Source organism: Micromonospora sp. CA-240977, assembly GCF_050942285.1.
In the GTDB taxonomy this organism is placed as follows: Bacteria; Actinomycetota; Actinomycetes; order Mycobacteriales; family Micromonosporaceae; genus Micromonospora.
In genome coordinates, this window is sequence record NZ_CP192055.1 from 306044 (window position 1) to 329608 (window position 23565).

Sequence of the window (23565 nt, forward strand, 5' to 3'; positions counted from 1 at the left end):
TGGCACTACGGCGCGCGCGGGCACAATATGGGGTGCCGGTGTGTCCGTACGGACCGGCAGCCCCCGAGTGGAGCGAGGAATGATGACCACGGCGAAGCAGTCGGTGGCGGATCCGTCCGCGCCCGACCACGAGGCGCTCCTCGGTGAGTTGACCGAGGCACTGCGACGGATCGGTCGCGGCGACCTGAAGGTCCGGCTTCCCCGCCGCGCTGGCGCGGCCGGTGAGGTGGCGGACGCCTTCAACGAGGTGGTCTCGCTTCAGGAGCGGCAGTACCTGGACCTGCGGCGGATCAGTCGGATCGTCGGTCGCGACGGCCGGCTCACCGAACGGCTCGACGACGAGGGGCTGGACGGCTCCTGGGCGGAGGGGCAGCGGGCGATCAACTCGCTGATCGACGACCTGGGTCGACCGACCACCGAGATCGCCCGGGTCATCGTGGCGGTGGCGGACGGCGACCTGTCCCAGCACATGGCGCTGGAGATCGACGGCCGGCCGCTGCGCGGTGAGTACCTGCGCATCGGGCGCACCGTGAACACGATGGTGGATCAGCTCTCCTCGTTCTCGAACGAGGTGACCCGGGTGGCCCGCGAGGTGGGCACCGAGGGCAAGCTGGGTGGCCAGGCCGACGTGCGGGGCGTCGCCGGCACCTGGAAGGACCTCACCGACTCGGTGAACACCATGGCGTCGAACCTGACCGGCCAGGTGCGGTCGATCTCCCAGGTGGCGACGGCGGTGGCCAAGGGCGACCTGTCGCAGAAGATCACGGTCGGCGCGCGCGGTGAGGTCGCCGAGTTGGCCGCGACGATGAACTACCTCACCGACACGCTGCGGCTCTTCGCCGAGCAGGTGACCCGGGTGGCCCGCGAGGTGGGCACCGAGGGCAAGTTGGGCGGTCAGGCCGAGGTGCCGAACGTGGCGGGCACCTGGAAGGACCTGACCGACAGCGTCAACTCGATGGCGTCCAACCTGACCGCCCAGGTCCGCAACATCGCCCAGGTCTCGACGGCGGTGGCGCGCGGTGACCTGTCGCAGAAGATCACGGTCGCGGCGCAGGGCGAGATCCTGGAGCTGAAGGACACCGTCAACACGATGGTGGACCAGTTGTCGTCGTTCGCCGACGAGGTGACCCGGGTGGCCCGTGAGGTGGGCATCGAGGGCAAGCTCGGTGGTCAGGCGCAGGTGCGCGGGGTCTCCGGCACCTGGCGCGACCTCACCGAGAACGTCAACCAGTTGGCCGGCAACCTGACCAGTCAGGTGCGGAACATCTCCCAGGTCTCCACAGCGGTGGCGAAGGGCGACCTGAGCCAGAAGATCACTGTGGACGCCCAGGGCGAGATCCTGGAGCTGAAGAACACCGTCAACACCATGGTCGACCAGTTGTCGTCGTTCGCCGACGAGGTGACCCGGGTGGCCCGTGAGGTGGGCACCGAGGGCAACCTGGGTGGTCAGGCGCAGGTCAAGGGCGTCAGCGGTACGTGGCGGGACCTGACCGACAACGTGAACTCGATGGCGTCGAACCTGACCAGTCAGGTCCGCAACATCGCTTCGGTGACCACGGCGGTGGCGAAGGGTGACCTGTCGCAGAAGATCACTGTGGATGCGCGGGGCGAGATCCTGGAGCTGAAGTCGACTGTCAACACGATGGTGGACCAGCTCTCGTCGTTCGCCGACGAGGTGACCCGGGTGGCCCGTGAGGTGGGCACCGAGGGCAAGCTCGGCGGTCAGGCCCAGGTGCGCGGCGTCGCCGGCACCTGGCGGGACCTGACCGACAACGTGAACTCGATGGCGTCGAACCTGACCGCCCAGGTCCGCAACATCGCCCAGGTCTCCACGGCGGTGGCGAAGGGTGACCTGTCGCAGAAGATCACTGTGGACGCGCGGGGCGAGATCCTGGAGCTGAAGTCGACTGTCAACACGATGGTGGACCAGCTCTCGTCGTTCGCCGACGAGGTGACCCGGGTGGCCCGTGAGGTGGGCACCGAGGGCAAGCTGGGCGGTCAGGCCCAGGTCAAGGGCGTCAGCGGTACGTGGCGGGACCTGACCGACAACGTGAACTCGATGGCGTCGAACCTGACCAGCCAGGTCCGCAACATCGCCTCGGTGACCACGGCGGTGGCGAAGGGCGACCTGAGCCAGAAGATCACCGTGGACGCCCAGGGCGAGATCCTGGAGCTGAAGTCGACTGTCAACACGATGGTCGACCAGCTCTCGTCGTTCGCCGACGAGGTGACCCGGGTGGCCCGCGAGGTCGGCATCGAGGGCAAGCTGGGCGGTCAGGCGCAGGTGAAGGGCGTGTCCGGCACCTGGCGCGACCTGACCGAGAACGTCAACCAGCTCGCCTCGACGCTGACCACGCAGCTGCGGGCCATCGCCCAGGTGTCCACCTCGGTGACCAGGGGCGACCTGACCCAGCGGATCGCCGTCAAGGCGCAGGGCGAGGTCGCCGAGCTGAAGGACAACATCAACCAGATGATCGTCACCCTCCGGGAGACGACAAAGAAGAACGCCGAGCAGGGCTGGTTGGACTCCAACCTGGCGCGGATCGGCGGCCTGTTGCAGGGCCAGCGCGATCTCGGCGAGGTCTGCCGCATGATCATGATGGAGGTGACCCCGCTCGTCGACGCCCAGCTCGGCGCCTTCTTCCTGGCCGACGACACCGACGGCAGCATGCGGCTGCGGTTGACCTCGTCGTACGGGTACGTGGCGCGGGGCAACGACGTCACCTTCGGGCCGGGTGAGGGGCTGGTCGGGCAGACCGCCCTGTCCCGTCGCACGATCCGGGTCAGCGCCTCTCCGGACAGCCGGCTCACCCTGCGGTCCGGTCTGGCCGCGACACCCCCGTCCGACCTGGTGGTGCTCCCCGTGCTGTTCGAGGGTGAGCTGCTCGGCGTGATCGAGTTCGCAAGCGTGTCGGCCTTCTCCGAGTTGCACCTCGCGTTCCTGGAGCGGCTGGTGCTCACCATCGGCATCGCTGTCAACACCATCCAGGCCAACCGGCGTACGGAGGAGCTGCTGGCCCAGTCGCAGCGGCTCGCGCACGAGATGCAGGAGCAGTCGGCGGAGTTGCAGCGCACCAACGCCGAGTTGGAGGAGAAGGCGACCCTGCTCTCCGAGCAGAAGGGCAACATCGAGACGAAGAACCGGGAGATCGAGCTGGCGCGGCTGGGCCTGGAGGAGAAGGCACAGCAGCTGACCCGGGCCTCGGCGTACAAGTCGGAGTTCCTGGCCAACATGAGCCACGAGCTGCGTACGCCGTTGAACTCGTTGCTGCTGCTGGCCCGCCTGCTGGCGGAGAACTCGGAGCAGAACCTCAGCCCGAAGCAGATCGAGTTCGCCAAGACCATCCACGGGTCCGGCTCCGACCTGCTGCGCCTGATCGACGACATCCTCGACCTGTCCAAGATCGAGGCGGGTCGGATGGACGTCGAGCCGACCGAGATCCGCTTCGCCGAGCTGCGCGGCTACGTCGAGCAGGCGTTCGCGCCGCAGGCCGAGGAGAAGAACCTGGACTTCCAGGTACGGGTGAGCAAGGATCTGCCGCCGGCGCTGGTGACCGACGCGCAGCGGTTGCAGCAGATCCTGCGCAACCTGCTGTCCAACGCGGTGAAGTTCACCGACAACGGCGCTGTGACGTTGCGGATCGCCCCGGCCGCGGAGAACGCGGTCTTCGACGTGCCGGCGTTGACAAACGCCCAGCAGGTGATCGCGTTCACCGTGATCGACACCGGGATCGGCATCTCCGACGACAAGTTGTCGATCATCTTCGAGGCGTTCCAGCAGGCCGACGGCACGACCAGCCGCCGCTACGGCGGCACCGGGCTGGGCCTGTCGATCAGCCGCGATCTGGCCCGGCTGATCGGCGGCACGATCACCGTGTCGTCCGCTCCCGGTCAGGGCTCGACCTTCACCCTGTTCGTGCCGCAGGTGCTGGCCCCGGATGCCGTGGTCGCGCCTCAGCTTCCGTCTCCGCAGCGCGCCGGCCTGCCGTCGTCGCTGCTGATGCCGCCGCTGGAACTGCTGTCGGAGCGGCCGGAGGCACCGGTCACCCGTCAGCTGGATGGCGCCACGGTGCTGATCGTGGATGACGACGTCCGCAACGTCTTCGCCTTGACCAGCGCGTTGGAGCTGCACGGGATGACCGTGCTGTACTCGGACAACGGGGCGGACGGCGTCCGCCTGTTGGCCGAGCATCCGGAGGTGGACATCGTGCTGATGGACGCCATGATGCCGGACCAGGACGGCTACGAGACCACCCGCCAGATTCGCCGCAACCACCGGTTCGCTGATCTGCCGGTGGTCTTCCTGACCGCGAAGGCCATGCCGGGTGACCGGGAGTCGGCGCTCGCGGCAGGCGGCAGCGACTACATCACCAAGCCGGTCGACCTGGATGACCTGATCGAGTTGATGTCGTCCTGGATCAACGGCAGCCGGACCGAGGAGACTTCGTGACCCAGATCGCCAAGGCACTGCTCGTGGACGACCGGCGGCAGAATCTGACGGCCCTGGAGGCGATCCTCCAGGGCCTGCCGGTTCAGTCCGTGGCGGTGGAGAGCGGTGAGGCGGCGCTCAAGCAGCTCCTCGTTGACGACTTCGCGGTGATCCTGCTCGACGCGCAGATGCCGGACATGGACGGGTTCGAGACGGCGAGCCACATCAAGCGCCGGGAGCGGACCCGGCACGTGCCGATCATCTTCCTCACCGCCGCTGACCGGGACGCCCAGCTCGCGCTCCGGGGCTACCAGGTGGGCGCGGTGGACTACCTGACCAAGCCGTTCGACCCGTGGGTGCTGCGGGCCAAGGTGTCGGTCTTCGTCGAGCTGTGGGTGAAGACCCGGCAGTTGGCCACCCAGTCGGATCTGGTCCGGGAGCGCGACACGCAGTGGCGGCGGCTCACCGACGCTGTCGACGAGGCGACGACACTGCTGCGCTCCGACGACGCGGAGGCCCGCGACCGGGCGGTACGCCTGCTGGAGCAGGCCCGCTGGGGTAACACGGCCTGACGTTCAGGCCTCGCCGGGTCGGGTGTGGCCGGTGGCGGCCCGGCGGGTCCGCCACCGCTCGCCCAGCGAGTCGATCTCCTCCTGAACGAAGATGAAGAAGTCGCGCATCTCGGCCACCCGCTCGCCGGCCGGCGTGTCCGGGCCGCCGAGGGCGATCACACCGCCCTCGGACGCGTCGATGAACGTCTTGTAGATCCCGGTCTTGGTGATGGTCGCCTCGTACCAGGGGTTGTCCGGCATCCGGTAGCGATCCCGCCGGGACCGGGGGACCGGCTCGCGGATCAGTATGCCGAACTGGGTGAGGTAGCGGACCGCGCCGCTGACCGCCGCCGCGCTCACCCCGAGCCGATCGCCGATCTCGGCGGCGGTGAGCGGGTCGTCCGCGCTCATCACCGTGAACAGCACCCGGGCGGCCATCCGCGGGAAGCCGACCTCGGCGAAGGTCAGGGCCATCCGCTCGACGAAGAGGTGCACCGGGTCGTGGCTGTCGCCGGCTGCCATGGTGGTCCCCTCCCGCGTGCTGGTGTGGCCCTCGATGCTGCCCAGATCGCACAGTCTTCACAACTTTGTGAAACGAGTGTAGCTTCCGATACATGGAAACTCCCATTGCGGTGTCCGGCCTGGTCAAGACGTTCGGCCGGACCCGGGCACTCGACGGTCTGGACCTGACCGTCCGCACCGGCGAGGTGCACGGCTTCCTCGGCCCGAACGGCGCCGGCAAGTCGACAGCCATCCGGGCACTGCTCGGCCTGCTGCGGACGGACGCGGGGGCCGTCCGCCTGCTCGGCGGTGACCCGTGGCGCGACGCGGTGGCCCTGCACCGCCGGCTGGCGTACGTGCCGGGCGACGTGACGCTCTGGCCCAACCTCTCCGGCGGCGAGGTCATCGACCTGCTCGGCCGGATGCGCGGCGGGCTGGACCCGGCCCGCCGGGCCGAGCTGCTGGACTCCTTCGAGCTGGACCCGCGCAAGAAGGGACGGGCCTACTCCAAGGGCAACCGACAGAAGGTCGGCCTGGTGGCGGCCCTCGCCTCGGACGCCGAACTGCTCATCCTGGACGAGCCGACCTCCGGGCTGGACCCGCTGATGGAGGAGGTGTTCCAACACTGGGTCCGTCGGGCCAAGGCCGACGGCCGCACCGTGCTGCTCTCCAGCCACATCCTGGCCGAGGTGGAGGCGCTCTGCGACCGGGTGACGATCATCCGCAACGGACGGGACGTGGAGACCGGCACCCTGACCGAGCTGCGCCACCTGCGCCGCACCTCGATCGAGGCCGAGTTGACCGGACCGGTGGACGGGCTGGGCCAGCTCACCGGCATCCACGGCCTGCGGGTGGACGGGCAACGGGTGCGCTTCGACGTGGAGAGCGCCGCGCTGGACAGCGCGCTGCGCCAGCTCACCGAGATCGGCGTACGGAGTCTGGTCAGTCAGCCGCCGACACTGGAGGAGCTGTTCCTGCGGCACTACCAGGCCGAGCAGGTGCGGTCATGACGGCCCTCACCGGGACGCGGCATCTGGTGCGCCTCATCCTCCGCCGGGACCGGGTGTTGCTGCCGATCTGGATCCTGCTGCTGGCGGTGCTGCCGGCCAGCTACGCCAGCGCGTACGACGAGCTGTTCACGACCGCCGCCGAGCGGACCGCGTACCTCATCGGAACGGCGAGCAACCCGTCGATCGTCGCCCTGCTCGGCCCGGTGTACGGGGACAGCATCGGCGCGCTCACCGTCCAGCGCGCTGGTCTGCTGGCGTTGATTGCCGGGCTGATCAGCGTGCTCACCGTCGTCCGGCACACCCGGACCGAGGAGGAGGCCGGGCGGCGGGAGTTGCTCGGCGCGACAGTGCTGGGCCGGTACGCCGGGCTGACCGCCGCGCTGCTTGTGACGTACGCCGCGAATGTACTGCTCGGCCTGCTCATCGCCGGCGGCCTGGTCGCGGTGGGCCTGCCCGGCGCGGGTTCGGTGCTCTTCGGCGCTGGCGTGGCGCTCACCGGCGTCGTCTTCGCCACCGTCGGTGGGCTCGCCGCGCAGCTCACCGAGGGCGCGGGTGGGGCGCGCGGGATCGGCCTGGGCGCGCTCGGGCTGGCTTTCGTGCTGCGGCTGGCCGGCGACGCCGGTGGCTCCGGTGGCACCGGCGGGGACGCCGAGTGGCTGAGCTGGCTCTCGCCGCTGGGCTGGTCGGCACGGAGCCAGGCCTACGCCGGTGAGCGCTGGTGGGTGCTGCTGCTGCCGGCGCTGTTCAGTGCGGTGGTCGCGCTCGTCGCGTACCCCGTCTCGGTCCGCCGGGACCTCGGCGCGGGGGTGTTGCCGTCCCGGCTCGGCCCGGCCACCGCCGGTGCCCGCCTGGCTGGTCCGTTCGGCCTGGCGTGGCGGCTGCACCGGACCCAACTGTTCGGCTGGACCGTCGGCTTCGGGCTGCTCGGGCTGGTGCTCGGCGGCGCGGCGGACGCTGCCGGCGACGCGGTGCGGGGCAACCAGCAGGTGGCCGAGATCCTGTCCCGGTTCGGTGGCAGCTCGGCGCTCGCCGAGGCGTACCTCGGTGGGACGTTGAGCCTGACCGCGCTGGCCGCCGCCGGGTACGGCATCCAGGCCGCGCTGCGGGCCCGCGCGGAGGAGACCGCCGGACGGGCCGAACCGCTGCTCGCGACGCCGGTGAGCCGGACCCGCTGGCTGGCGGCGCACCTGCTCTTCGCGCTCCTCGGCCCGGCGGTGGTGCTGGCCGTGACGGGAGTCGCGACGGGGCTGTCGTACGGTCTCAGCGTGGGCGATGTCGGCGGCGAAGTGCCCCGGCTGCTCGGCGTGGGGTTGGCCCAGGTGCCGGCGGCGTGGGTGCTCGCCGGGCTGGCGGCGCTGCTGGTCGGCGCGCTGCCCCGCTTCTCCGGGGGCGCCTGGGCGGTGCTCGCCGGTTGTCTGCTGCTCGGTCAGCTCGGTGCGGTGCTGGGGCTGGACCAGTGGGCCCTGGATGTCTCCCCGTTCACCCACACCCCGCAGGTCCTGAGCGGCAACTGGACGGCGACGCCCCTGGCCGTCCTCACGGCGATCGCGGCAGCCCTCCTGACCCTGGCCCTGAAAACCTTCCGCTCCCGCGACATCCCCACCCTCTGACCCGCGTTGATCATGAGGTTGGCGGGTGGTACGGACGCCAGCTCGCCCGTCAACCTCATGATCAACTGAGGAGGGCGGGCGGGAAGGCCCGGGGAAGCGGGGTCAGCCGGTCGGTTGGTCGTTGCGGATCATCAGGGCGCTGCGCAGGCCCGTGATGTCCAGGACGCGGATCAGGAAGTCGCCCACGTGGGTCAGCATCAGCAGGCTCTGCGCGTGGCTGGCCTTGCGGCTGAGCACGACAAGGGTGCCCAGGCCCTGCGAGTCACAGAAGGTGACACCGCCCAGGTCGAGCACGATCCGCGGGGGTGGGTCCGCCAGCACCTCGTTCACCACCGTGGAGAGCTGGGCGGCCGTGAGCATGTCGATCTCACCGGCCAGGCGCAGCACTGCTTCGTCGCCCGTCCGGTGTAGCGTGATGGACAGTTCGGCACGATCCACCCGGTCAGCCTAGCGCGATCCGCCCGGCCCGGCCTGTTGAGGCCGCGAGCCGCCGCCGACCGAGGTCACGAGCCGTCGTCTCGGCCCCGCGCTGCCGCCGCTGCCCACCGCCGGCCAGGGGTGAGCCCGGTAACCCCACCGCGGGGTGGCTGCTTGTTGACAGTGCGGCGCTGACACAATGGCGGCATCGTGACCGACATCTTTTCCGCCGGATCCGGCCGCTACCCAGCCGTTGCGCCGGCCTCCGAGGCCCTGTTCGACCGCGCCCGCGCCATCGTGCCGGGCGGGGTGAACTCCCCTGTGCGCGCCTTCCAGGCGGTCGGCGGCACCCCGCGTTTCATGGTCCGTGGCGAGGGTCCGTGGCTGTACGACGCCGACGGCCGCCGCTACGTCGACCTGGTCTGCTCGTGGGGACCGCTGATCCTCGGGCACGCTCACCCCGAGGTGGTGGACGCCGTGCAGGCCGCCGCCGCCCGGGGCACCAGCTTCGGCACCCCCACCCCGGGTGAGGTGGAGTTGGCCACCGAGCTTGTCGACCGGACCCCGATGGAGCAGGTCCGCCTTGTCAACTCGGGCACCGAGGCCACCATGTCGGCGATCCGGCTGGCGCGTGGCTTCACCGGCCGCTCCAAGATCATCAAGTTCGCGGGCTGCTACCACGGGCACGTGGACGCGCTGCTCGCCGCCGCCGGGTCCGGCGTGGCCACCCTGGGCCTGCCCGACTCGCCCGGCGTGACCGGCGCGGCGGCCAGCGAGACGATCGTTCTCCCGTACAACGACATCCGGGCCGTCGAGGAGGCCTTCGCCGCCGAGGGCCCGCACATCGCCGCGGTGATCACCGAGGCCGCCGCCGGCAACATGGGCGTGGTCGCCCCCCGCGACGGCTTCAACCAGCAGCTCGCCCGGATCGCGCACGCGCACGGCGCCCTGCTGGTGGTGGACGAGGTGATGACCGGGTTCCGGGTCTCCCGCGCCGGCTGGCACGGCCTCGACGCCTCCGATGCCGACCTGTGGACGTACGGCAAGGTCATGGGTGGTGGCCTGCCCGCCGCCGCCTTCGGCGGGCGGGCGGACATCATGGCGCGACTCGCGCCGGCCGGCCCGGTCTACCAGGCCGGCACGCTCTCCGGTAACCCGCTGGCCTGCGCCGCCGGCCTGGCCACGCTGCGTCTCGCCGACGACGCGCTCTACCGCCGCCTCGACGACAGGGCCGCCGTCGTGGGCAAGCTGGCGTCCGACGCGCTGGCCGCCGCCGGGGTCCCGCACCGACTCTCGTACGCGGGCAGCATGTTCTCGATCTTCTTCACCGACGCCGACGTTGTCGACTACGACAGCGCCCGCACCCAGCAGGTGCCGGCGTTCAAGGCGTTCTTCCACGCGATGCTCGCCGCCGGCGTCTACCTGCCGCCGAGCGCGTTCGAGTCGTGGTTCGTGTCGGCGGCGATCGACGACGCCGCTCTGGAGCACATCGCCGCAGCGCTGCCCACGGCGGCGAACGCGGCGGCAGCGGCTGGTCACGGGGGGTAGAAAACCTTGAGCAAGACGGTGGTCCACGTGCTCCGGCACGGCGAGGTGCACAACCCCGACCAGATCCTCTACGGCCGGCTGCCCGGTTTCCGCCTCTCCGAGCTGGGTGTGCAGATGGCCAAGGCCGCCGCGCAGGGCCTGGCCGAGCGGGAGATCGTGCACGTGGTGGCCAGCCCGCTGGAGCGCGCCCAGCAGACCGCCGAGCCGATCGCCGCCCAGTTCGGGCTGCCGGTCGGCGTGGACGAGCGGCTGATCGAGAGCGCCAACTGGTTCGAGGGCAAGAAGGTGTCCCCGGGTGACGGGTCGTTCCGCGACCCGCGTAACTGGTGGGTGCTGCGCGACCCGGTGACTCCGTCCTGGGGCGAGGCGTACCGGGTGATCGCCGAGCGGATGTTCGCCGCCGTGCACGCCGCCCGGGTCGCCGCCGAGGGGCGCGAGGCGGTGCTCGTGTCGCACCAGCTCCCGATCTGGACGCTGCGCCGCCACGTCGAGCGCAAGCGGCTCTGGCACGACCCCCGTAAGCGGCAGTGCGGGCTGGCGAGCCTCACCTCGTTCCACTTCGACGGGGCGAAGGTGACGGGCATCGGCTACAGCGAGCCGGCCGCGCACCTGATCGCTCTCTCCGCGACAGCCCGGACGGCCAAGGGGGCCTGATGAACGCCCGGAGGTGGACCGCCGGCCTGCTCGCCGCCGTCGCCGCGGTGGCGCTTGTCGGCTGCACGTCCGGGGGCGGCGGGGAGAACGACTGCACAAGCGATGGCCTCACGATCACCTGTGCGCCCGACCAGCGGTCGAAGACCCCCAAGGTGATCGGCGAACTGCTCACCGGCGGCCAGTACGACGTCTCCCAGGCGCGCGGCCAGGTGGTGGTCGTCAACTTCTGGGGTTCCTGGTGCGCGCCCTGCCGTGCGGAGGCCGACGACCTGGAGGACACCTACCAGGCCACCAAGGCGTCCGGGGTGACCTTCCTCGGGGTCAACGTGCAGGACAGCAAGGACAAGGCGATCGCCTTCGAGCAGGGGCGGGCCACCTACCCGAGCATCTTCGACCCCTCCAGCCGCCAGGCGCTGAACTTCGACATCCCGCCCAATTCCACACCGGCGACAGTGGTCCTCGACCGTGACGGCCGGATCGCCGTGGTGATCCGTCGCGCCGTGACAAAGGACGAGCTACGGCCGATCGTCGAACGGGTCGCCGCCGAGAAGCCGGCGTCGACCTGATGGGCGAGACCTTCCGGCAACTGGCCCTCAGTGGGCCGCTGCTGCTCGCCATCGGCGCGGCGGCGCTCGCCGGCCTGGTCAGCTTCCTCTCCCCGTGCGTGCTTCCACTCGTCCCCGGTTACCTGTCGTACGTGACAGGTCTGGCCGGTGCCGACCTGGAGGGCCGGCGGCCGGAGGCCGATCCCACGCCGGCCAGCGGGGGTGTCGCGGTCAAGGAGCGGGTCGCGCGGGTCGGCGCGGTCAAGGGCCGGGTGCTCGCCGGGACGCTGCTCTTCATCGGCGGCTTCACTGTCGTCTTCGTGGCCACCGCGATCCTCTTCGCCAGCATCGGCCGGGTGTTCTTCGACTACAAGCGCGAGTTGCAGGTCGGCGTCGGCGTGCTGATCATCGTGGCGGGGTTGAGCTACCTCGGGATGATCCCGGCCCTGCAACGGGAGTTCCGGATCTCCCGGTTGCCGTCGGCCGGGCTGCTCGGTGCACCGGTCTTCGGGGCGGTCTTCGCGCTCAGTTGGGTGCCCTGCACCGGCCCCACGCTCGGCGCGGTGATGGGCATGGCCACCGCCAGCGGCCAGAGCGACCGCGCCGTGGTGCTCGCCGTGGCGTACTGCCTCGGGTTGGGGATACCGTTCGTCGTCTTCGGGCTGGGCTTCGAACGCCTGCTCGGGGTATTCCGCGCCGTCCGGCGCAACAGCCGCTGGGTCACCCGGGTCGGCGGCGCTCTGCTCATCCTGATCGGCCTGGCGCTTGTCACCGGCGGATGGCAGAGCTTCGTGATCTGGTTGCAGACCACCGTCGGGGTGGGCGAGGTGAGCATCTGATGACGGTCGTCGACGACCGGCCGGAGACCGTGGCCCCGGCGCCACGGCGTCGGCCCAACCGGCTGCTGGCCCTGCTGCGCAACTCGTGGCGGCAGCTCACCAGCATGCGTACGGCGCTGATCCTGCTCTTCCTGCTCGCGATCGCGGCCATCCCCGGCTCGGTGCTGCCGCAGCGCGGGATCAGCCCGGAGAAGGTCAACGAGTACTTCGTCGACCACCCGGACTGGGCGCCCCGACTGGATCGGATCGGCGCGTTCGAGGTCTTCGGGTCGGTCTGGTTCTCCGCGATCTACCTGCTGCTGTTCACCTCCCTGATCGGCTGCATCACGCCCCGGTTGCGTGACCACTTCCGGGCGTTGCGGGCCCGGCCGCCGGCCGCGCCGAAGCGGATGTCCCGGCTGCCGCAGCACACGGTGCTGCCCGCACCGGCCGGTGGCACCGCGGCCATCGCCGAGGTGCTACGCAAGCGCCGCTGGCGCGTCGAGGTGCGCGGCGACGAGGTCTCCGCCGAGAAGGGCTACCTCAAGGAGACCGGCAACCTGCTGTTCCACATGTCCCTGATCGCGGTATTGATCGGCGTCGCGCTCGGCTCGTGGTACGGCTGGAGCGGCAACCGGCTGCTGGTGGCCGGCGCGGACAACACGTTCTGCAACACCCGCCAGCAGTTCGCCGAGGCCAAGCTCGGCCCCCGGGTGGACAGCGGGGACCTGCCCCGCTTCTGCCTGCGACTGGACAACTTCCAGGCCCGCTTCCTGCCGTCCGGCCAGCCGGAGTTCTTCAACGCCACTGTCACCGTCGACGGCCCGGACGAGCCCACCCGCAGCGCGGACTTCTCGGTGAACTCGCCGCTGCGGTTGAAGGACGCGAGCGTCTACCTGCTCGGCCACGGGTACGCCCCGGTGATCCGCTACACCGACCGGTTCGGCAACAGCCAGCTCAGTGACGACCCGTTCCTCACCACCGGCGACATGGGCCTGACCAGCGAGGGGCTGGCGGCCTTCCCGGACGCGAACGTCGACCCGGCCACCGGTCAGCGCGTACCGGATCAGCAGATGGCGTTCACCGGCATCTACCTGCCCACGGCACCCGAGCAGGGGCCGTTCGTGCGCTCGCAGTACCCGGACGAACGCAACCCGGTGCTGAACCTGGTCGCCTACCGGGGCAACCTCGGCCAGGACGCCGGCATCCCCGGTTCGATCTACCAACTCGACCAGCGGCAGGTGCGGACCGGCAAGGTCAAGGAGGTCGGCACCAAACTGCTCCGCAAGGGCGAGACCTGGACGTTGGACGACGGCTCAACTGTCGAGTTCCTGGACACCGAGCGGTACGTCACCCTCTCCGTCCGGCACGATCCCGGCGCGACGCCGCTGCTGATCAGCTGCGGTGTGCTGCTCGTCGGGTTGATGGGCTCGCTGTTCGGGCGGCGTCGCCGGGTGTTCTTCCGGGTGGTGCCGGCCGACCCGGGGGAAGGATCTCCGACGGGCGGTAGTAGCTTGATGGAGGTCGGTGGGTTGCCGCGTACCGACTACCCAGGATTCGCCGACGAGTTCACCCAGCTCGTCGCCGCGGTCAACGGTGCCGATCGGCCCGAGGCTGACGCCACCGACCGGGCCGGCGTGCGAGAAGGAGCCGAGTGATGTCCGCACTCTCCGACAATCTGGTGACCTTCGCGATCCTCGCGTACCTGGTCGCGATGATCGGCCACGCCGTGGAGTACGCGCTGGGCAACGCGCGTACCCGAATCGCGGCGGCGGCTCCGGTCCGCGAGCTGGTGGGTGCCGGCGGCGGCGCCCTGCCACCGCCGCCCGCGCCGGTCCCGTCGGCGGCCCCCGCCGACCGGTCGGCGCGACGTGCCCGCCTCGCCGGCCTGATCGCGGTGGGCGCCACCGCGGTCGCCGCCGCGCTGCACCTCGCGGCGCTGGTCACGCGCGGCCTCGCCGCGGACCGGATGCCGTGGGGCAACATGTACGAGTTCGTGCTCACCGTGACGTTCATCGGTGTCACCGCCTGGCTGGTGGTGCTCTGGCAGCGGCCGTCGCTGCGCAAACTCGGGCTGTTCCTGACCCTGGTGATGGTGCTGCTGGTCGCCACCGCCGAGCTGGTGCTGTACGTGCCGATCGTTCCGCTGGTGCCGGCCCTCAACTCGTACTGGTTCGTCATCCACGTCTCGACAATCGTCTTCGCGTCGGGCATCTTCCTGCTCGGTGTGGTGCCGGCGGTCGGCTTCCTGATGCGCAACGGCTACGAGCGGGGCAAGCGGAGCTTCCCGTACACCCTGGCCAAGCGCCTGCCCAGCGCGGTGGGCCTGGAGCGGTTGACCTTCGCGCTGCACGCCTTCGCCTTCCCGATCTTCACCTTCGCGGTGATCGCCGGGGCTATCTGGGCCGAGGCGGCGTGGGGTCGGCCGTGGGGCTGGGACCCGAAGGAGACCTGGGCCTTCATCTCCTGGGTCGTGTACGCCGGTTACCTGCACGCCCGGGCCACGCCCAGCGTCAAGCGCAACGTGGCCACCTGGCTGGCGGTGCTCGGCTTCCTCACCATGCTGATGAACCTGTTCGGCGTGAACATCTTCTTCACCGGCCTGCACTCGTACGGCGGGCTGGACTGAAGCACAGCACTTTCTTGTGGGCGTAGTTCCTACCTCCGGTGGCGCTGTGACAGCGCGGCCCTGCCGCGCAGGGTCTCGTCCACGCGCAGCGTGACCTGGTAGGACACCTCCGGCAGGTCGGCCAGCTCGATCTGTTCGCCACGCAGCGCCAGTTGGGCGTGCAGCTCCCGGGCGATGGCGTCGCGAATCGTGACAAGCAGGGGAGACAACCCGTCCGGGTCGCCGACGACGAAGGCGTCCGACATGGCCTCCACCCTGCCCCCGTGTACCGCCGATCCGCCAGGAACGGTGAGATGTCTCCGCCGGACTTGACCCGAACCAGACGCGCCCCCCGTTAGCGTCACCTGTCGCGGCCTCTGCCTTCTGGGCGGTCGTGCCGTTCCGCGTGGGCTTGCCGTGCTGCTGTCGGTTCAGCCGCCGAACCAGCCGGGCACGTCGAGCCGGAACCAGTTTGCCGAGGCCATCGTGCGCAGGTCGTCCTCCATGGCGTCGACCCGGTCCGGGCCGAGGGTGTCGACCCACCGCTCGCGCAGCCGATCGAAGATCTCGGCCGAGCGACGTAACCCGTCGGCGCCGCGCGGTGTCACCCGGACCAGCCGGCGTCGGGCGTCGGAGGGATCGTCGGCCCGCTCCAGGTAGCCGACGGCGACCAGCCGGTCGACAGTCTTGCCGGCGGCCTGTTTGGAGATGCCCAGCCGTTGGCCCAGCTCGGTCGCGGTGGTGCCGTCCGCACCGACGGCCTGGAGCACGAACCCGTGCAGCGGTCGCAGCTCGGGGTGCCCCTCCCGGGCCAGCTCGGCGTGCAGGTCGTCGATCAGCGTCCGGAAGCCGGCAAGCAGCAGCAGCGGCAGCGCGAAGCCGGGCCGCGCGGGGTCAGCGGTTGCCATGTTCGACAACCACGTTTACTATTTCGTCAACCACGTTGACCATCCTACGGGAGTCGGCGACGACCCTCCCGACCGACGCTGTCGAAAGCAGGTAACCGTAACCGTGTCCGTCTTCACCGAGCACACCGCCGAAACCGCACCCGCCGCCGCCCGCCAGACCATCGAGGGAGTGCAGGGCCGGTTCGGCTGGCTGCCGACTCCGGTCGCGCTGATGGCCGAGTCGCCACAACTGCTCGACGGCTTCCTGACCGCCAACGCGGGGTTCGAGCAGACCGATCTCACGCCGCTGCAACGGGAGGTGGTCGCCTTCGCCGTGGCCACCACGAACGAGTGTCACGTCACCGTCGCTCTGCACACCGCCACCCTCGGCCGACTCGATGCGAGCCCCGAGCTGATCACCGCGCTACGCGCCGGCACCCCGCTGCCCGAGCCACGGCTGGAGGCGCTCCGCCGGTTCACGCTGGCGGTGTTGGCACACCGGGGCGCGGTGCCCGACAGCGAGCTGGACGACTTCCTGGCCGCCGGCTACCAGCCCCGACACGCGCTGGACGTGGTGCTCGGCATCGGCGCGTACACCATCTCGACAGTCGCCAACCGGCTCGTCCGCGCCCCGCTCGACCCGCCCCTGGCCGCCCACGCCTGGACGCCCGCGGTCTGACCGGTGCCGGGCGCGGGCGGTGGTGGGTTGCTGCTCAGGACGCTTCGAGGAAGTCGCGCAGCAGGGCGAGCATCTCGTCCGGGTGCTCCTCGTACAGCCAGTGCCCGCAGTCCTCGATCACCTCGCCGCGGACCGTGTCGGCGTACCGGCGAACCTGCTCGGCGACCTGCCCACCGAGGCTGGCCGCCGCGCCGACGGCAAGCACCGGCATTGTCAGCTTCGTGGCCCGGTACGTCGCGTTGTCCGCGATGTCCTGCTCGAACGCCCGGAAGTAGGCGAAGCTGGCCCGCAGCTTCGCCGGGTCGCGCAGGTGACTCGCGAACTCCTCGATGTCCGGCGCGCTGATGCTGCCCTTGCGCACCATCAGCGCGTCGGTGAACCGGTCCACCCAGAGTGACTCCCGCCCGCTTACCAACGCCTCCGGAAGTCCGTTGCCGAGGGAGAAGAAGCCGAAGTTCCACACCCCCGGCCCGGCCGAGGTGAGCGCGGGAAACGTGTAGATGCTCTCGTCGGGGACCGGCGCCTCGCTGAGCACCAGCCGACTCACCCGCTGTGGGTGGGCGGCGGTGTACGCGTACGCCACCATGGTGCCCAGGTCGTGCCCGACCAGCCGGAGATCGCTGGTCAGGCCGAGTTGGTCGAGCAGCCCGTGCAGGTCGGCGGCGACGGTCTTCTTGTCGTACCCGCCGGCCGGGGCGTCGCTGTCCCCGAAGCCGCGCAGGTCGGGCGCGACCACGTCGAAGGAACGCCCCAACTCGGGCAGCAGGTGCCGCCACATGTACCAGCACTGCGGGTACCCGTGCAGCAGCACCAGTGGCGGGCCGGTACCGCCACGGACGTAGTTCATGGTGATCTGGCCGACCCGCGCCCGCTGCTCGGTGAACCCCGCCGGAACCCGGTCCCCACCCATCGCCGCCTCCACCCTGCCGCCTGCCTGCCGCCCGCTGCCTGCCCGGCTACCCGCTCAACCGCCCGCCATGCCGCGAGGCCGGCCGCCCAGCCGCGGATCGACTCGGGTTTCATGAAATCGCGGTGTCTCGGGGCCCAGGACAAGCCGACTTCATGAAACCCGAGTTGATCAACCGCTGGGCCGCGCGCTGGCCGCTGGGCGCTGGGCGTGCGGGTTGGTTGGGCCATCGGGAGCGTCACAGCACCCGGCGTGGGCCGTGCGGCACTCGGTGCGGGAGACTGGGCGACATGGCGGCTCGTGGCTTCCCGTACACCGATCTCAAGGACTTCCTCGCGGCGCTTGAGCGCGCGGGGGAGCTGCGCCGGGTCGACGTCCCGGTCGACCCCACCCTGGAGATCAGCGAGGTGGTCACCCGCACGGTGCGGGCCGGCGGCCCGGCGCTGCTCTTCGAGCGCCCGACCCGGGGCGAGATGCCGTTGGCGATCAACCTGTTCGGCACCGAGAAGCGGATGGCGATGGCGCTCGGCGTCGAGTCGCTGGACGAGATCGGCGCCCGGATCGGCGCGCTGGTCAAGCCGGAGCTGCCGGTCGGCTGGTCCGGCATCCGGGAGGGCCTCGGCAAGGTCATGCAGCTCAAGTCGGTGCCGCCGCGCAAGGTCAAGACCGCGCCCTGCCAGGAAGTCGTCTACCGGGGTGAGGACGTCGACCTGAACCGGCTGCCGGGGCTCCAGGTGTGGCCCGGTGACGGCGGGATCTTCCACAACTACGGGCTGACCCACACCAAGCACCCGGAGACCGGCAAGCGCAACCTGGGCCTGTACCGACTCCAGCAGCACGGCCGCAACACCCTCGGCATGCACTGGCAGATCCACAAGGACTCGACCGCCCACCACGCGGTCGCCGAGCGGCTCGGGCAGCGCCTGCCGGTCGCGGTCGCGATCGGTTGCGACCCGGTCGTCTCGTACGCGGCGAGCGCCCCGCTGCCCGGCGACATCGACGAATACCTGTTCGCCGGGTTCCTGCGCGGCGAACGGGTGGAGATGGTCGACTGCCTCACCGTGCCGTTGCAGGTGCCGGCGCACGCGCAGATCGTGCTGGAGGGCTACCTGGAGCCCGGTGAGCGGCTGCCCGAGGGCCCGTTCGGCGACCACACCGGCTACTACACCCCGGTCGAGCCGTTCCCGGTGCTGCACATCGAGGCCATGACCATGCAGCGCAAGCCGGTCTACCACTCGATCGTCACCTCGAAGCCGCCGCAGGAGGACCACGGCCTCGGTAAGGCCACCGAGCGGATCTTCCAGCCGCTGCTCAAGCTCATGATCCCGGACATCGTCGACTACGACCTGCCGGCCGCCGGCGTCTTCCACAACTGCGCGATCGTCTCGATCCGCAAGCGCTACCCGAAGCACGCGCAGAAGGTGATGAACGCGATCTGGGGCGCCCACCTGATGTCGCTGACCAAGCTGATCGTGATCGTCGACGAGGACTGCGACGTGCACGACTACAACGAGGTCGCCTTCCGTGCCTTCGGCAACGTCGACTACGCGCGCGACCTGCTGCTCACCGAGGGCCCGGTGGACCACCTCGACCACTCGTCGTACCAGCAGTTCTGGGGCGGCAAGGCGGGCGTCGACGCGACCCGCAAACTACCCACCGAGGGCTACACCCGCGGCTGGCCGGAGGAGATGACCATGGCCCCGGAAGTCACGGCCCTTGTCGACAAGCGCTGGAAGGAGTACGGGATCTGATGGTCGTCCTCGACGCACCGGCCGAGAAGCCGGGCCGGGTCAAGTCCTTCCTCAAGCTCGTCGCGATCGAGCACTCGGTGTTCGCGCTGCCGTTCGCGTACCTGTCGGCGCTGACCGCCATGCAGGTCAACGGCGGGCACGTGCGCTGGCTCGACCTGCTGCTGATCACCGTGGCGATGGTCGGCGCGCGGACGTTCGCGATGGCCGCCAACCGGATCCTCGACCGGCGGATCGACGCGCGGAACCCGCGTACCGCCGGCCGGGAACTGGTCACCGGCGCGGTGAGCGTGCGGACGGCCTGGACCGGCGCGGCCGTCGCGCTTGTGGTCTTCCTCGCCGCCGCGGCCCTGCTCAACCCGCTCTGCCTGGTGCTCGCGCCGCTCGCCGTGGTGCCGCTTGTCGTCTACCCCTACGCCAAGCGGTTCACCAACTGGCCGCACGCCATCCTCGGGATCGCCCAGGCGGTCGGCCCGGTCGGCGCGTGGCTGGCGGTCACCGGCACCCTGGACGGCTCCGGGCCGGCCTGGCTGCTCGGCGCCGCGGTCGGGCTGTGGATCGGCGGCTTCGACCTGATCTACGCCTGCCAGGATTCCGAGATCGACAACGAGATCGGCGTGCACAGCGTGCCGGCCCGCTACGGTCGACGCTTCGCGCTGCACGCCTCCACGGTCGCGCACGTTGTGACCTTCGCGCTGTTCATCTGGTTCGGCGGGCTGATCGGCCTGGGCTGGCTCTGGTGGATCGGGCTCGCCCTGACCGCTGTGGCGTTCGGCTACCAGCACCTGGTGGTGACCCCTACCGACCTCAGCAAGGTCAACCGCGCGTTCTTCACCGCCAACGGGTTCGTCGGCATCGCGCTGTTCGTCTTCGCCCTGCTCGACCTGGTGATCCGGCTCGACCTACGGCCCTGAGGCGCGCTGGACGGTGGCGGCGGGGTAGCGGGCGCTCTCCACGGTCCAGTCGATCGTGCCCCGGACGGCGTACGCGACCCCGTCGAGATGGTTGGTGACCGCCTCGTCCAACGCCGGGCCGAACGACGGCACCCCGGCCCGCAGCGCGACGAAGCGCCGCATCGACTCCCGCCAGCGCCCGGCCGCCCGCTCGACCGCCTCCGCCGACGACACGGCAAACTCGTCCTCGATGGCCAGGACCAGGTTGTGCCCGCCCGCGGTGGCCCGGTCCCGCTCCAGCGAGGCCAGGTCGTTGTACCAGGAGAGCAGGTCGTTGCCGACGTGGGCGATCTCCCGCAGCAGCGGGTTCTGGTAGACCGGGTCGGGCAACGGTCGGCCGCCGGCGAACTCCACGAGCGGGTACGACACCTCCGCCGCCGACGTCGCCCGCCGCAGTTCGACGTACTCGCTGACGCCGGGTCGGTGGCCGGTCTCCTTGTTGACCGCCTCCTGCCAGGTGCCGTCGAGATGCCGGGCCACCGCGTCGGCGAAGCGCAGCCGCCACCGGGCCGGCATCCGCTGGTGCGGCTCCCGCCAGGCCAGCACCAGCAGTTGGCGTAGCGGGCCGGTCAGCCCGGCGTGCCGCGACCGCGGCCCGTCGTGCAGCAGCGCCAGCGTGCCGTCGCGCAGTGCCCGGATCTGCTCCGGCGTGAGTCGGTCCGGCCCGTCGCAGGCGTCATCGACGAGGAAGAACCAGGTGAACAGGGCGGTCAGCACCCGCAGGTCGGCTTCGGTCGCCGCCGGGTAGAGCCGCCCCGCGTACCTGGCGAAAGCTCCCCGGGACAGTCGGCGCAGCGCGGTGTCGTCCAGCGGGAGGTCGAGCGTGGGCAGCAGGCCGAGCAGCCACTCCTGCACCTGGTCGGCGTGGGGGGAGAGCCGCGAGGGGATCGGACAGTCGGCGCGTAGCGCCCAGAGGATCTCGCCGGTCGTCACCGATGCCTCCTGTGCGAGATGGGTCCGGTGCGAATCGCCAGCGGCAGCATGTCAGGTCGGCGGGATGCCCAACCACCCGTCGGACATGTCGGACGCGGGATCCCAGGGGGTGCGCACCAGCGGACCAGCCGGACCAGGCAGGCTGGGGGCATGCGGGAACCATGGGTGGTCGGGGTCTCCGGGGCCTCCGGCACGCCGTACGCGGCGGCCGTCATCGGCGGACTGCTCGACGCGGGCGAGCCGGTGGACCTGATCGTGTCCCGGGCGGCCCGACTCACAGTGCTCGACGAGACCGGCCGACCGTTCCGTGACGGGCACTGGGCCGAGGACCTCGCCGGTTGGCTCGACCGGGACCTGACCGGAGCGGACGTGCGGTACTGGCCGGCCGGTGACCTCGCCGCCGGGCCGAGCAGCGGCTCCTACCGGGTACGCGGCATGGCCGTGGTCCCGGCCAGCACGGCGGCCTGCGCGGGCATCGCGATAGGGCTGTCAAAGGATCTGTTGCAGCGCGCCGCCGAGGTCAACCTCAAGGAACGGCGGCCCGTGGTGGTGGTCCCCCGGGAGACACCGGTGACCCGCAGCCACCTGGAGCACCTGATCGCGCTGCACGACGCCGGCGCGGTGGTGCTGCCGGCCAGCCCTGGCTTCTACGGGGCCGGCGCGGCGGCCAGCGCCCAGCAGTTGGTCGACTTCGTGGCCGGCAAGGTGCTCGACGCGCTCGGCGTCCCGCACACCCTGTTCCGGAGGTGGTCCGGCCAGCTCGGCGCGGCCCGGGGCTGAGCTGTCGGCTCAGCGCGGGTCGTCGTGCCGCCCGGCCCGATTCGGTCGAAGCGGTACGCGGACCGGACTGGCGTCCGGTCCGCGTGGCGTTGTCCGCACCAGTTCAGTACATGCCGGCGTTGGCCGGACCCGGCCCCGTGGATGCGGCCGGTCCCACATTGCGTGGCTTACCGACCTCGTCCACTTCGTCCAGCATGCCCTCCCCCTCAAGCAGGGCTCGCACCTCGGATTCCCGAAACCGGCGATGCCCGCCTGGAGTCCGGATGCTTCCTATCCGGCCGGCCGCCGCCCATCTCGTCACAGTCTTCGGGTCCACCCGAAACAGCGCGGCGACCTCACCCGGTGTCAGCAGGCGATCTCCAGTGTCCACAGCCCCCTCCTCGCGTCGACGAAGCCCCTGGCTGAACACACTGCCCCCGGCTGGTGCGAGCCCAGAGCCGTCATGAGGGACGTATGGCAATTACAGCACCAGGGACCTGGCCTGTCCGCCAAACGCGAAAAATGCACTGAGTGGGAAGTTAGTAAATGGTACTGGCGCAACCCCTGCCTTGACTGTCGGTTCGTGAACAGTTACTCACTGTTTGGTCCAACGGATGCTGAAGGCGTCGCGTTACGCGTAACCGGCTAAGGTCACTCTCCGTGGACGCCATCGACCTGAGCCTCGTCGACCTGCTGCGCGGCAACGCCCGCCTGTCGTACGCCGAGTTGGCCCGGCAGGTGGGCCTCTCGGCCCCGGCCGTGCACGAGCGGGTCGGCAAGCTGGAGAGCAGCGGCGTGCTCCGCGCCTACCGCGCCGACGTGGCCCCGGAGGCGATCGGGCTGGGAGTCACCGCGCTGATCGGCATCGTCGAGGACTCCGGCGCCGACAGCGACGACATGCTCGAGTCGCTGCGGGTGCTGCCCGAGATCGAGTCCTGCTACTTCATGGCCGGGGTGGAGTCGTTCCTGCTGAAGGCGCGGGTCGGCACGATCGCCGAGTTGGAGCAGTTGATCGTGCGGTTGAACCGGACCCCCGGGGTCGCCTCCACCCGCACCGCCATCGCGCTCTCCACCAAGTGGGAGAACCGCCCCCAGCCGGTCGGCCCGTCCCCGGCCTGACCGTCGCGTACCCCTGGTATCGCCGGATCGGCCGGCGGTAGCGTGCGCCGATGACCCCGCAGGGACGCCGAGTGGCAGTGGTGACCGGCGCGGCCGGCGGTCTGGGCCGCGCGATCGCCGCCGCCTTGCACGCCGACGGCTGGTCGGTGCTGCTCACCGACCTCGACGCCCGGGCGGTGGATGCCGCCGCGGCGCCGCTCGGCGGGTGGTCGGCCGTCCTGGACGTCCGGGACGAGGACGCCTGCGCCGGCATCGCCGCCACCGCGGCCGGCCAAGGCGACCTCGCTCTCTGGGTCAACAACGCCGGCATCCTGCGCACCGGGCCGTCGTGGGAGCACGACGGCGCGACCCGCCGCCGGGTGCTCGACGTGAACGCCCACGGCGCCATGAACGGCACCCTCGCCGCGCTGGCGATCATGCGCGGGCAGGGCCACGGCCACGTGATCAATGTCGTCTCGCTGGCCGGGCTGGTCGCCGCGCCCGGCGAGACGGTGTACGCGGCCAGCAAGCACGCCCTGCTGGCGTTCAGCCTCGGCACGCTGTCCGACCTGCGGATGGCCGGCTACCGGCGGATACACGTCTCCTGTCTCTGCCCGGACGGCATCTGGACCCCGATGCTGCACGACCGGCTGGACGACCCGGGGGCGGTGGCCTCGTTCACCGGGTCGATGCTTACCGCGCAGCGGGTGGCCGCCCGGGCGGTCCGGCTGGCCCGCCGGCCACGCCCGGTGGTCAGCCTGCCCCGCTGGCGGGGAGCACAGGTGCGCCTGCTGGACGCGCTGCCCCGGCTGGCCGTCGCGCTCACCCCGCTCGTCCAGGCCGCCGGCCGGGCCGGTCAACGTCGGCAACGCCGCCGGACCGCCTCCCCGGACCGGCGCTGACCACCCCT

At 70.8% G+C, this 23565-nt stretch carries 23 protein-coding genes; 16 read left to right on the forward strand and 7 right to left on the reverse strand.

The genetic code is table 11. The features are described 5' to 3' along the window. The first annotated feature begins 82 nt into the window (after window positions 1-82). Both ACQPWW_RS01540 and ACQPWW_RS01545 read left to right on the forward strand, forming a co-directional pair. Entirely contained in the window at window positions 83-4450 is a 4368-nt protein-coding gene (locus ACQPWW_RS01540; protein ID WP_433128378.1) for a HAMP domain-containing protein, read from the forward strand. Then, window positions 4447-5001 (forward strand): response regulator, encoded by a 555-nt coding sequence (locus ACQPWW_RS01545; protein ID WP_433128380.1) that lies wholly within the window; start codon window positions 4447-4449, stop codon window positions 4999-5001. Before ACQPWW_RS01540 ends, ACQPWW_RS01545 begins: the two co-directional genes overlap by 4 nt. 3 nt (window positions 5002-5004) lie before the next feature. Here the strand turns inward: ACQPWW_RS01545 and ACQPWW_RS01550 are convergent, their stop codons facing one another. Next, window positions 5005-5502 carry a GbsR/MarR family transcriptional regulator gene (locus tag ACQPWW_RS01550; protein ID WP_433128382.1) on the reverse strand — a complete coding sequence of 166 codons (498 nt, stop codon included), beginning with the start codon at window positions 5500-5502 and terminating at the stop codon, window positions 5005-5007. Between the two features lie 92 nt (window positions 5503-5594). Here ACQPWW_RS01550 and ACQPWW_RS01555 point away from each other — a divergent pair, with 92 nt between their 5' ends. Both ACQPWW_RS01555 and ACQPWW_RS01560 read left to right on the forward strand, forming a co-directional pair. Further along, the gene (locus tag ACQPWW_RS01555) at window positions 5595-6491 is read left to right on the forward strand and encodes an ABC transporter ATP-binding protein (protein ID WP_433128384.1); all 897 of its coding nucleotides are present in this window, start codon (window positions 5595-5597) and stop codon (window positions 6489-6491) included. Continuing rightward, window positions 6488-8101, forward strand: a complete 1614-nt coding sequence (locus tag ACQPWW_RS01560; protein ID WP_433128386.1) for an ABC transporter permease — start codon at window positions 6488-6490, stop codon at window positions 8099-8101. Before ACQPWW_RS01555 ends, ACQPWW_RS01560 begins: the two co-directional genes overlap by 4 nt. 102 nt (window positions 8102-8203) lie before the next feature. Here ACQPWW_RS01560 and ACQPWW_RS01565 read toward each other — a convergent pair whose 3' ends face one another. Then, window positions 8204-8539, reverse strand: coding sequence for an STAS domain-containing protein (locus ACQPWW_RS01565; RefSeq protein WP_007454492.1), 336 nt, complete (start codon window positions 8537-8539; stop codon window positions 8204-8206). Window positions 8540-8728: 189 nt separating this feature from the next. On the opposite strand from ACQPWW_RS01565, the gene hemL reads away from it, so the two are divergent. From hemL to ccsB, 6 genes are read left to right on the forward strand one after another with little or no spacing between them, the layout of a single operon-like run. Then, entirely contained in the window at window positions 8729-10066 is a 1338-nt protein-coding gene (gene hemL / locus ACQPWW_RS01570) for a glutamate-1-semialdehyde 2,1-aminomutase (protein ID WP_433128389.1), read from the forward strand. 6 nt (window positions 10067-10072) lie between these two features. After that, window positions 10073-10720 (forward strand): histidine phosphatase family protein, encoded by a 648-nt coding sequence (locus ACQPWW_RS01575; RefSeq protein WP_433128391.1) that lies wholly within the window; start codon window positions 10073-10075, stop codon window positions 10718-10720. Further along, a complete protein-coding gene (locus ACQPWW_RS01580) occupies window positions 10720-11286 on the forward strand; it encodes a TlpA family protein disulfide reductase (protein ID WP_433128393.1) in 567 nt (188 codons plus the stop codon). The genes ACQPWW_RS01575 and ACQPWW_RS01580 overlap by 1 nt, the downstream gene beginning before the upstream one ends. Then, a complete protein-coding gene (locus ACQPWW_RS01585) occupies window positions 11286-12104 on the forward strand; it encodes a cytochrome c biogenesis CcdA family protein (RefSeq protein ID WP_433128395.1) in 819 nt (272 codons plus the stop codon). Before ACQPWW_RS01580 ends, ACQPWW_RS01585 begins: the two co-directional genes overlap by 1 nt. Then, entirely contained in the window at window positions 12104-13741 is a 1638-nt protein-coding gene (gene resB, locus ACQPWW_RS01590) for a cytochrome c biogenesis protein ResB (protein WP_433128397.1), read from the forward strand. The genes ACQPWW_RS01585 and resB overlap by 1 nt, the downstream gene beginning before the upstream one ends. Then, window positions 13741-14712: a c-type cytochrome biogenesis protein CcsB gene (ccsB, locus tag ACQPWW_RS01595; RefSeq protein ID WP_433128399.1), complete on the forward strand. Its 972-nt coding sequence runs from the start codon at window positions 13741-13743 to the stop codon at window positions 14710-14712. Before resB ends, ccsB begins: the two co-directional genes overlap by 1 nt. A 29-nt stretch (window positions 14713-14741) precedes the next feature. Here ccsB and ACQPWW_RS01600 read toward each other — a convergent pair whose 3' ends face one another. Both ACQPWW_RS01600 and ACQPWW_RS01605 read right to left on the reverse strand, forming a co-directional pair. Next, window positions 14742-14957: a hypothetical protein gene (locus tag ACQPWW_RS01600; RefSeq protein ID WP_433128401.1), complete on the reverse strand. Its 216-nt coding sequence runs from the start codon at window positions 14955-14957 to the stop codon at window positions 14742-14744. A 165-nt stretch (window positions 14958-15122) separates the two neighbouring features. Continuing rightward, entirely contained in the window at window positions 15123-15599 is a 477-nt protein-coding gene (locus ACQPWW_RS01605; protein ID WP_433128403.1) for a MarR family winged helix-turn-helix transcriptional regulator, read from the reverse strand. Between the two features lie 103 nt (window positions 15600-15702). Between ACQPWW_RS01605 and ACQPWW_RS01610 the strand changes: the two genes are divergently transcribed. Beyond that, window positions 15703-16257 (forward strand): carboxymuconolactone decarboxylase family protein, encoded by a 555-nt coding sequence (locus ACQPWW_RS01610; RefSeq protein WP_433128405.1) that lies wholly within the window; start codon window positions 15703-15705, stop codon window positions 16255-16257. Between the two features lie 34 nt (window positions 16258-16291). Here the strand turns inward: ACQPWW_RS01610 and ACQPWW_RS01615 are convergent, their stop codons facing one another. Then, a complete protein-coding gene (locus tag ACQPWW_RS01615) occupies window positions 16292-17167 on the reverse strand; it encodes an alpha/beta fold hydrolase (protein ID WP_433128407.1) in 876 nt (291 codons plus the stop codon). A 287-nt stretch (window positions 17168-17454) separates the two neighbouring features. Here ACQPWW_RS01615 and ACQPWW_RS01620 point away from each other — a divergent pair, with 287 nt between their 5' ends. Further along, window positions 17455-18915, forward strand: coding sequence for a menaquinone biosynthesis decarboxylase (locus ACQPWW_RS01620; RefSeq protein ID WP_433128409.1), 1461 nt, complete (start codon window positions 17455-17457; stop codon window positions 18913-18915). Further along, a complete protein-coding gene (gene mqnP, locus ACQPWW_RS01625; RefSeq protein WP_433128411.1) occupies window positions 18915-19826 on the forward strand; it encodes a menaquinone biosynthesis prenyltransferase MqnP in 912 nt (303 codons plus the stop codon). The genes ACQPWW_RS01620 and mqnP overlap by 1 nt, the downstream gene beginning before the upstream one ends. Here mqnP and ACQPWW_RS01630 read toward each other — a convergent pair. Continuing rightward, window positions 19815-20798 carry a terpene synthase family protein gene (locus tag ACQPWW_RS01630; protein ID WP_433128413.1) on the reverse strand — a complete coding sequence of 328 codons (984 nt, stop codon included), beginning with the start codon at window positions 20796-20798 and terminating at the stop codon, window positions 19815-19817. The genes mqnP and ACQPWW_RS01630 overlap by 12 nt on opposite strands. A 150-nt stretch (window positions 20799-20948) precedes the next feature. Here ACQPWW_RS01630 and ACQPWW_RS01635 point away from each other — a divergent pair, with 150 nt between their 5' ends. Further along, window positions 20949-21578, forward strand: a complete 630-nt coding sequence (locus tag ACQPWW_RS01635) for a UbiX family flavin prenyltransferase (protein ID WP_433128415.1) — start codon at window positions 20949-20951, stop codon at window positions 21576-21578. A 103-nt stretch (window positions 21579-21681) separates the two neighbouring features. On the opposite strand, the gene ACQPWW_RS01640 is transcribed toward ACQPWW_RS01635, so the two are convergent. Beyond that, entirely contained in the window at window positions 21682-21948 is a 267-nt protein-coding gene (locus ACQPWW_RS01640; protein ID WP_007454516.1) for a BldC family transcriptional regulator, read from the reverse strand. A gap of 269 nt (window positions 21949-22217) precedes the next feature. Between ACQPWW_RS01640 and ACQPWW_RS01645 the strand changes: the two genes are divergently transcribed. Further along, entirely contained in the window at window positions 22218-22676 is a 459-nt protein-coding gene (locus tag ACQPWW_RS01645) for an Lrp/AsnC family transcriptional regulator (RefSeq protein ID WP_433128417.1), read from the forward strand. 50 nt (window positions 22677-22726) lie between these two features. Further along, window positions 22727-23557: an SDR family oxidoreductase gene (locus tag ACQPWW_RS01650; RefSeq protein WP_433128419.1), complete on the forward strand. Its 831-nt coding sequence runs from the start codon at window positions 22727-22729 to the stop codon at window positions 23555-23557. Window positions 23558-23565 lie beyond the last annotated feature (8 nt).

Coding starts and splice junctions, on each gene's coding strand:
- ACQPWW_RS01540 (WP_433128378.1), top strand. CDS start 83: ATGACCACGGCGAAGCAGTCGGTGGCGGATCCGTCCGCGCCCGACCAC.
- ACQPWW_RS01550 (WP_433128382.1), bottom strand. CDS start 5,502: ATGGCAGCCGGCGACAGCCACGACCCGGTGCACCTCTTCGTCGAGCGG.
- ACQPWW_RS01555 (WP_433128384.1), top strand. CDS start 5,595: ATGGAAACTCCCATTGCGGTGTCCGGCCTGGTCAAGACGTTCGGCCGG.
- ACQPWW_RS01560 (WP_433128386.1), top strand. CDS start 6,488: ATGACGGCCCTCACCGGGACGCGGCATCTGGTGCGCCTCATCCTCCGC.
- ACQPWW_RS01580 (WP_433128393.1), top strand. CDS start 10,720: ATGAACGCCCGGAGGTGGACCGCCGGCCTGCTCGCCGCCGTCGCCGCG.
- ACQPWW_RS01585 (WP_433128395.1), top strand. CDS start 11,286: ATGGGCGAGACCTTCCGGCAACTGGCCCTCAGTGGGCCGCTGCTGCTC.
- resB (WP_433128397.1), top strand. CDS start 12,104: ATGACGGTCGTCGACGACCGGCCGGAGACCGTGGCCCCGGCGCCACGG.
- ccsB (WP_433128399.1), top strand. CDS start 13,741: ATGTCCGCACTCTCCGACAATCTGGTGACCTTCGCGATCCTCGCGTAC.
- ACQPWW_RS01600 (WP_433128401.1), bottom strand. CDS start 14,957: ATGTCGGACGCCTTCGTCGTCGGCGACCCGGACGGGTTGTCTCCCCTG.
- ACQPWW_RS01605 (WP_433128403.1), bottom strand. CDS start 15,599: ATGGCAACCGCTGACCCCGCGCGGCCCGGCTTCGCGCTGCCGCTGCTG.
- ACQPWW_RS01615 (WP_433128407.1), bottom strand. CDS start 17,167: ATGGGTGGGGACCGGGTTCCGGCGGGGTTCACCGAGCAGCGGGCGCGG.
- ACQPWW_RS01620 (WP_433128409.1), top strand. CDS start 17,455: ATGGCGGCTCGTGGCTTCCCGTACACCGATCTCAAGGACTTCCTCGCG.
- mqnP (WP_433128411.1), top strand. CDS start 18,915: ATGGTCGTCCTCGACGCACCGGCCGAGAAGCCGGGCCGGGTCAAGTCC.
- ACQPWW_RS01635 (WP_433128415.1), top strand. CDS start 20,949: ATGCGGGAACCATGGGTGGTCGGGGTCTCCGGGGCCTCCGGCACGCCG.
- ACQPWW_RS01650 (WP_433128419.1), top strand. CDS start 22,727: ATGACCCCGCAGGGACGCCGAGTGGCAGTGGTGACCGGCGCGGCCGGC.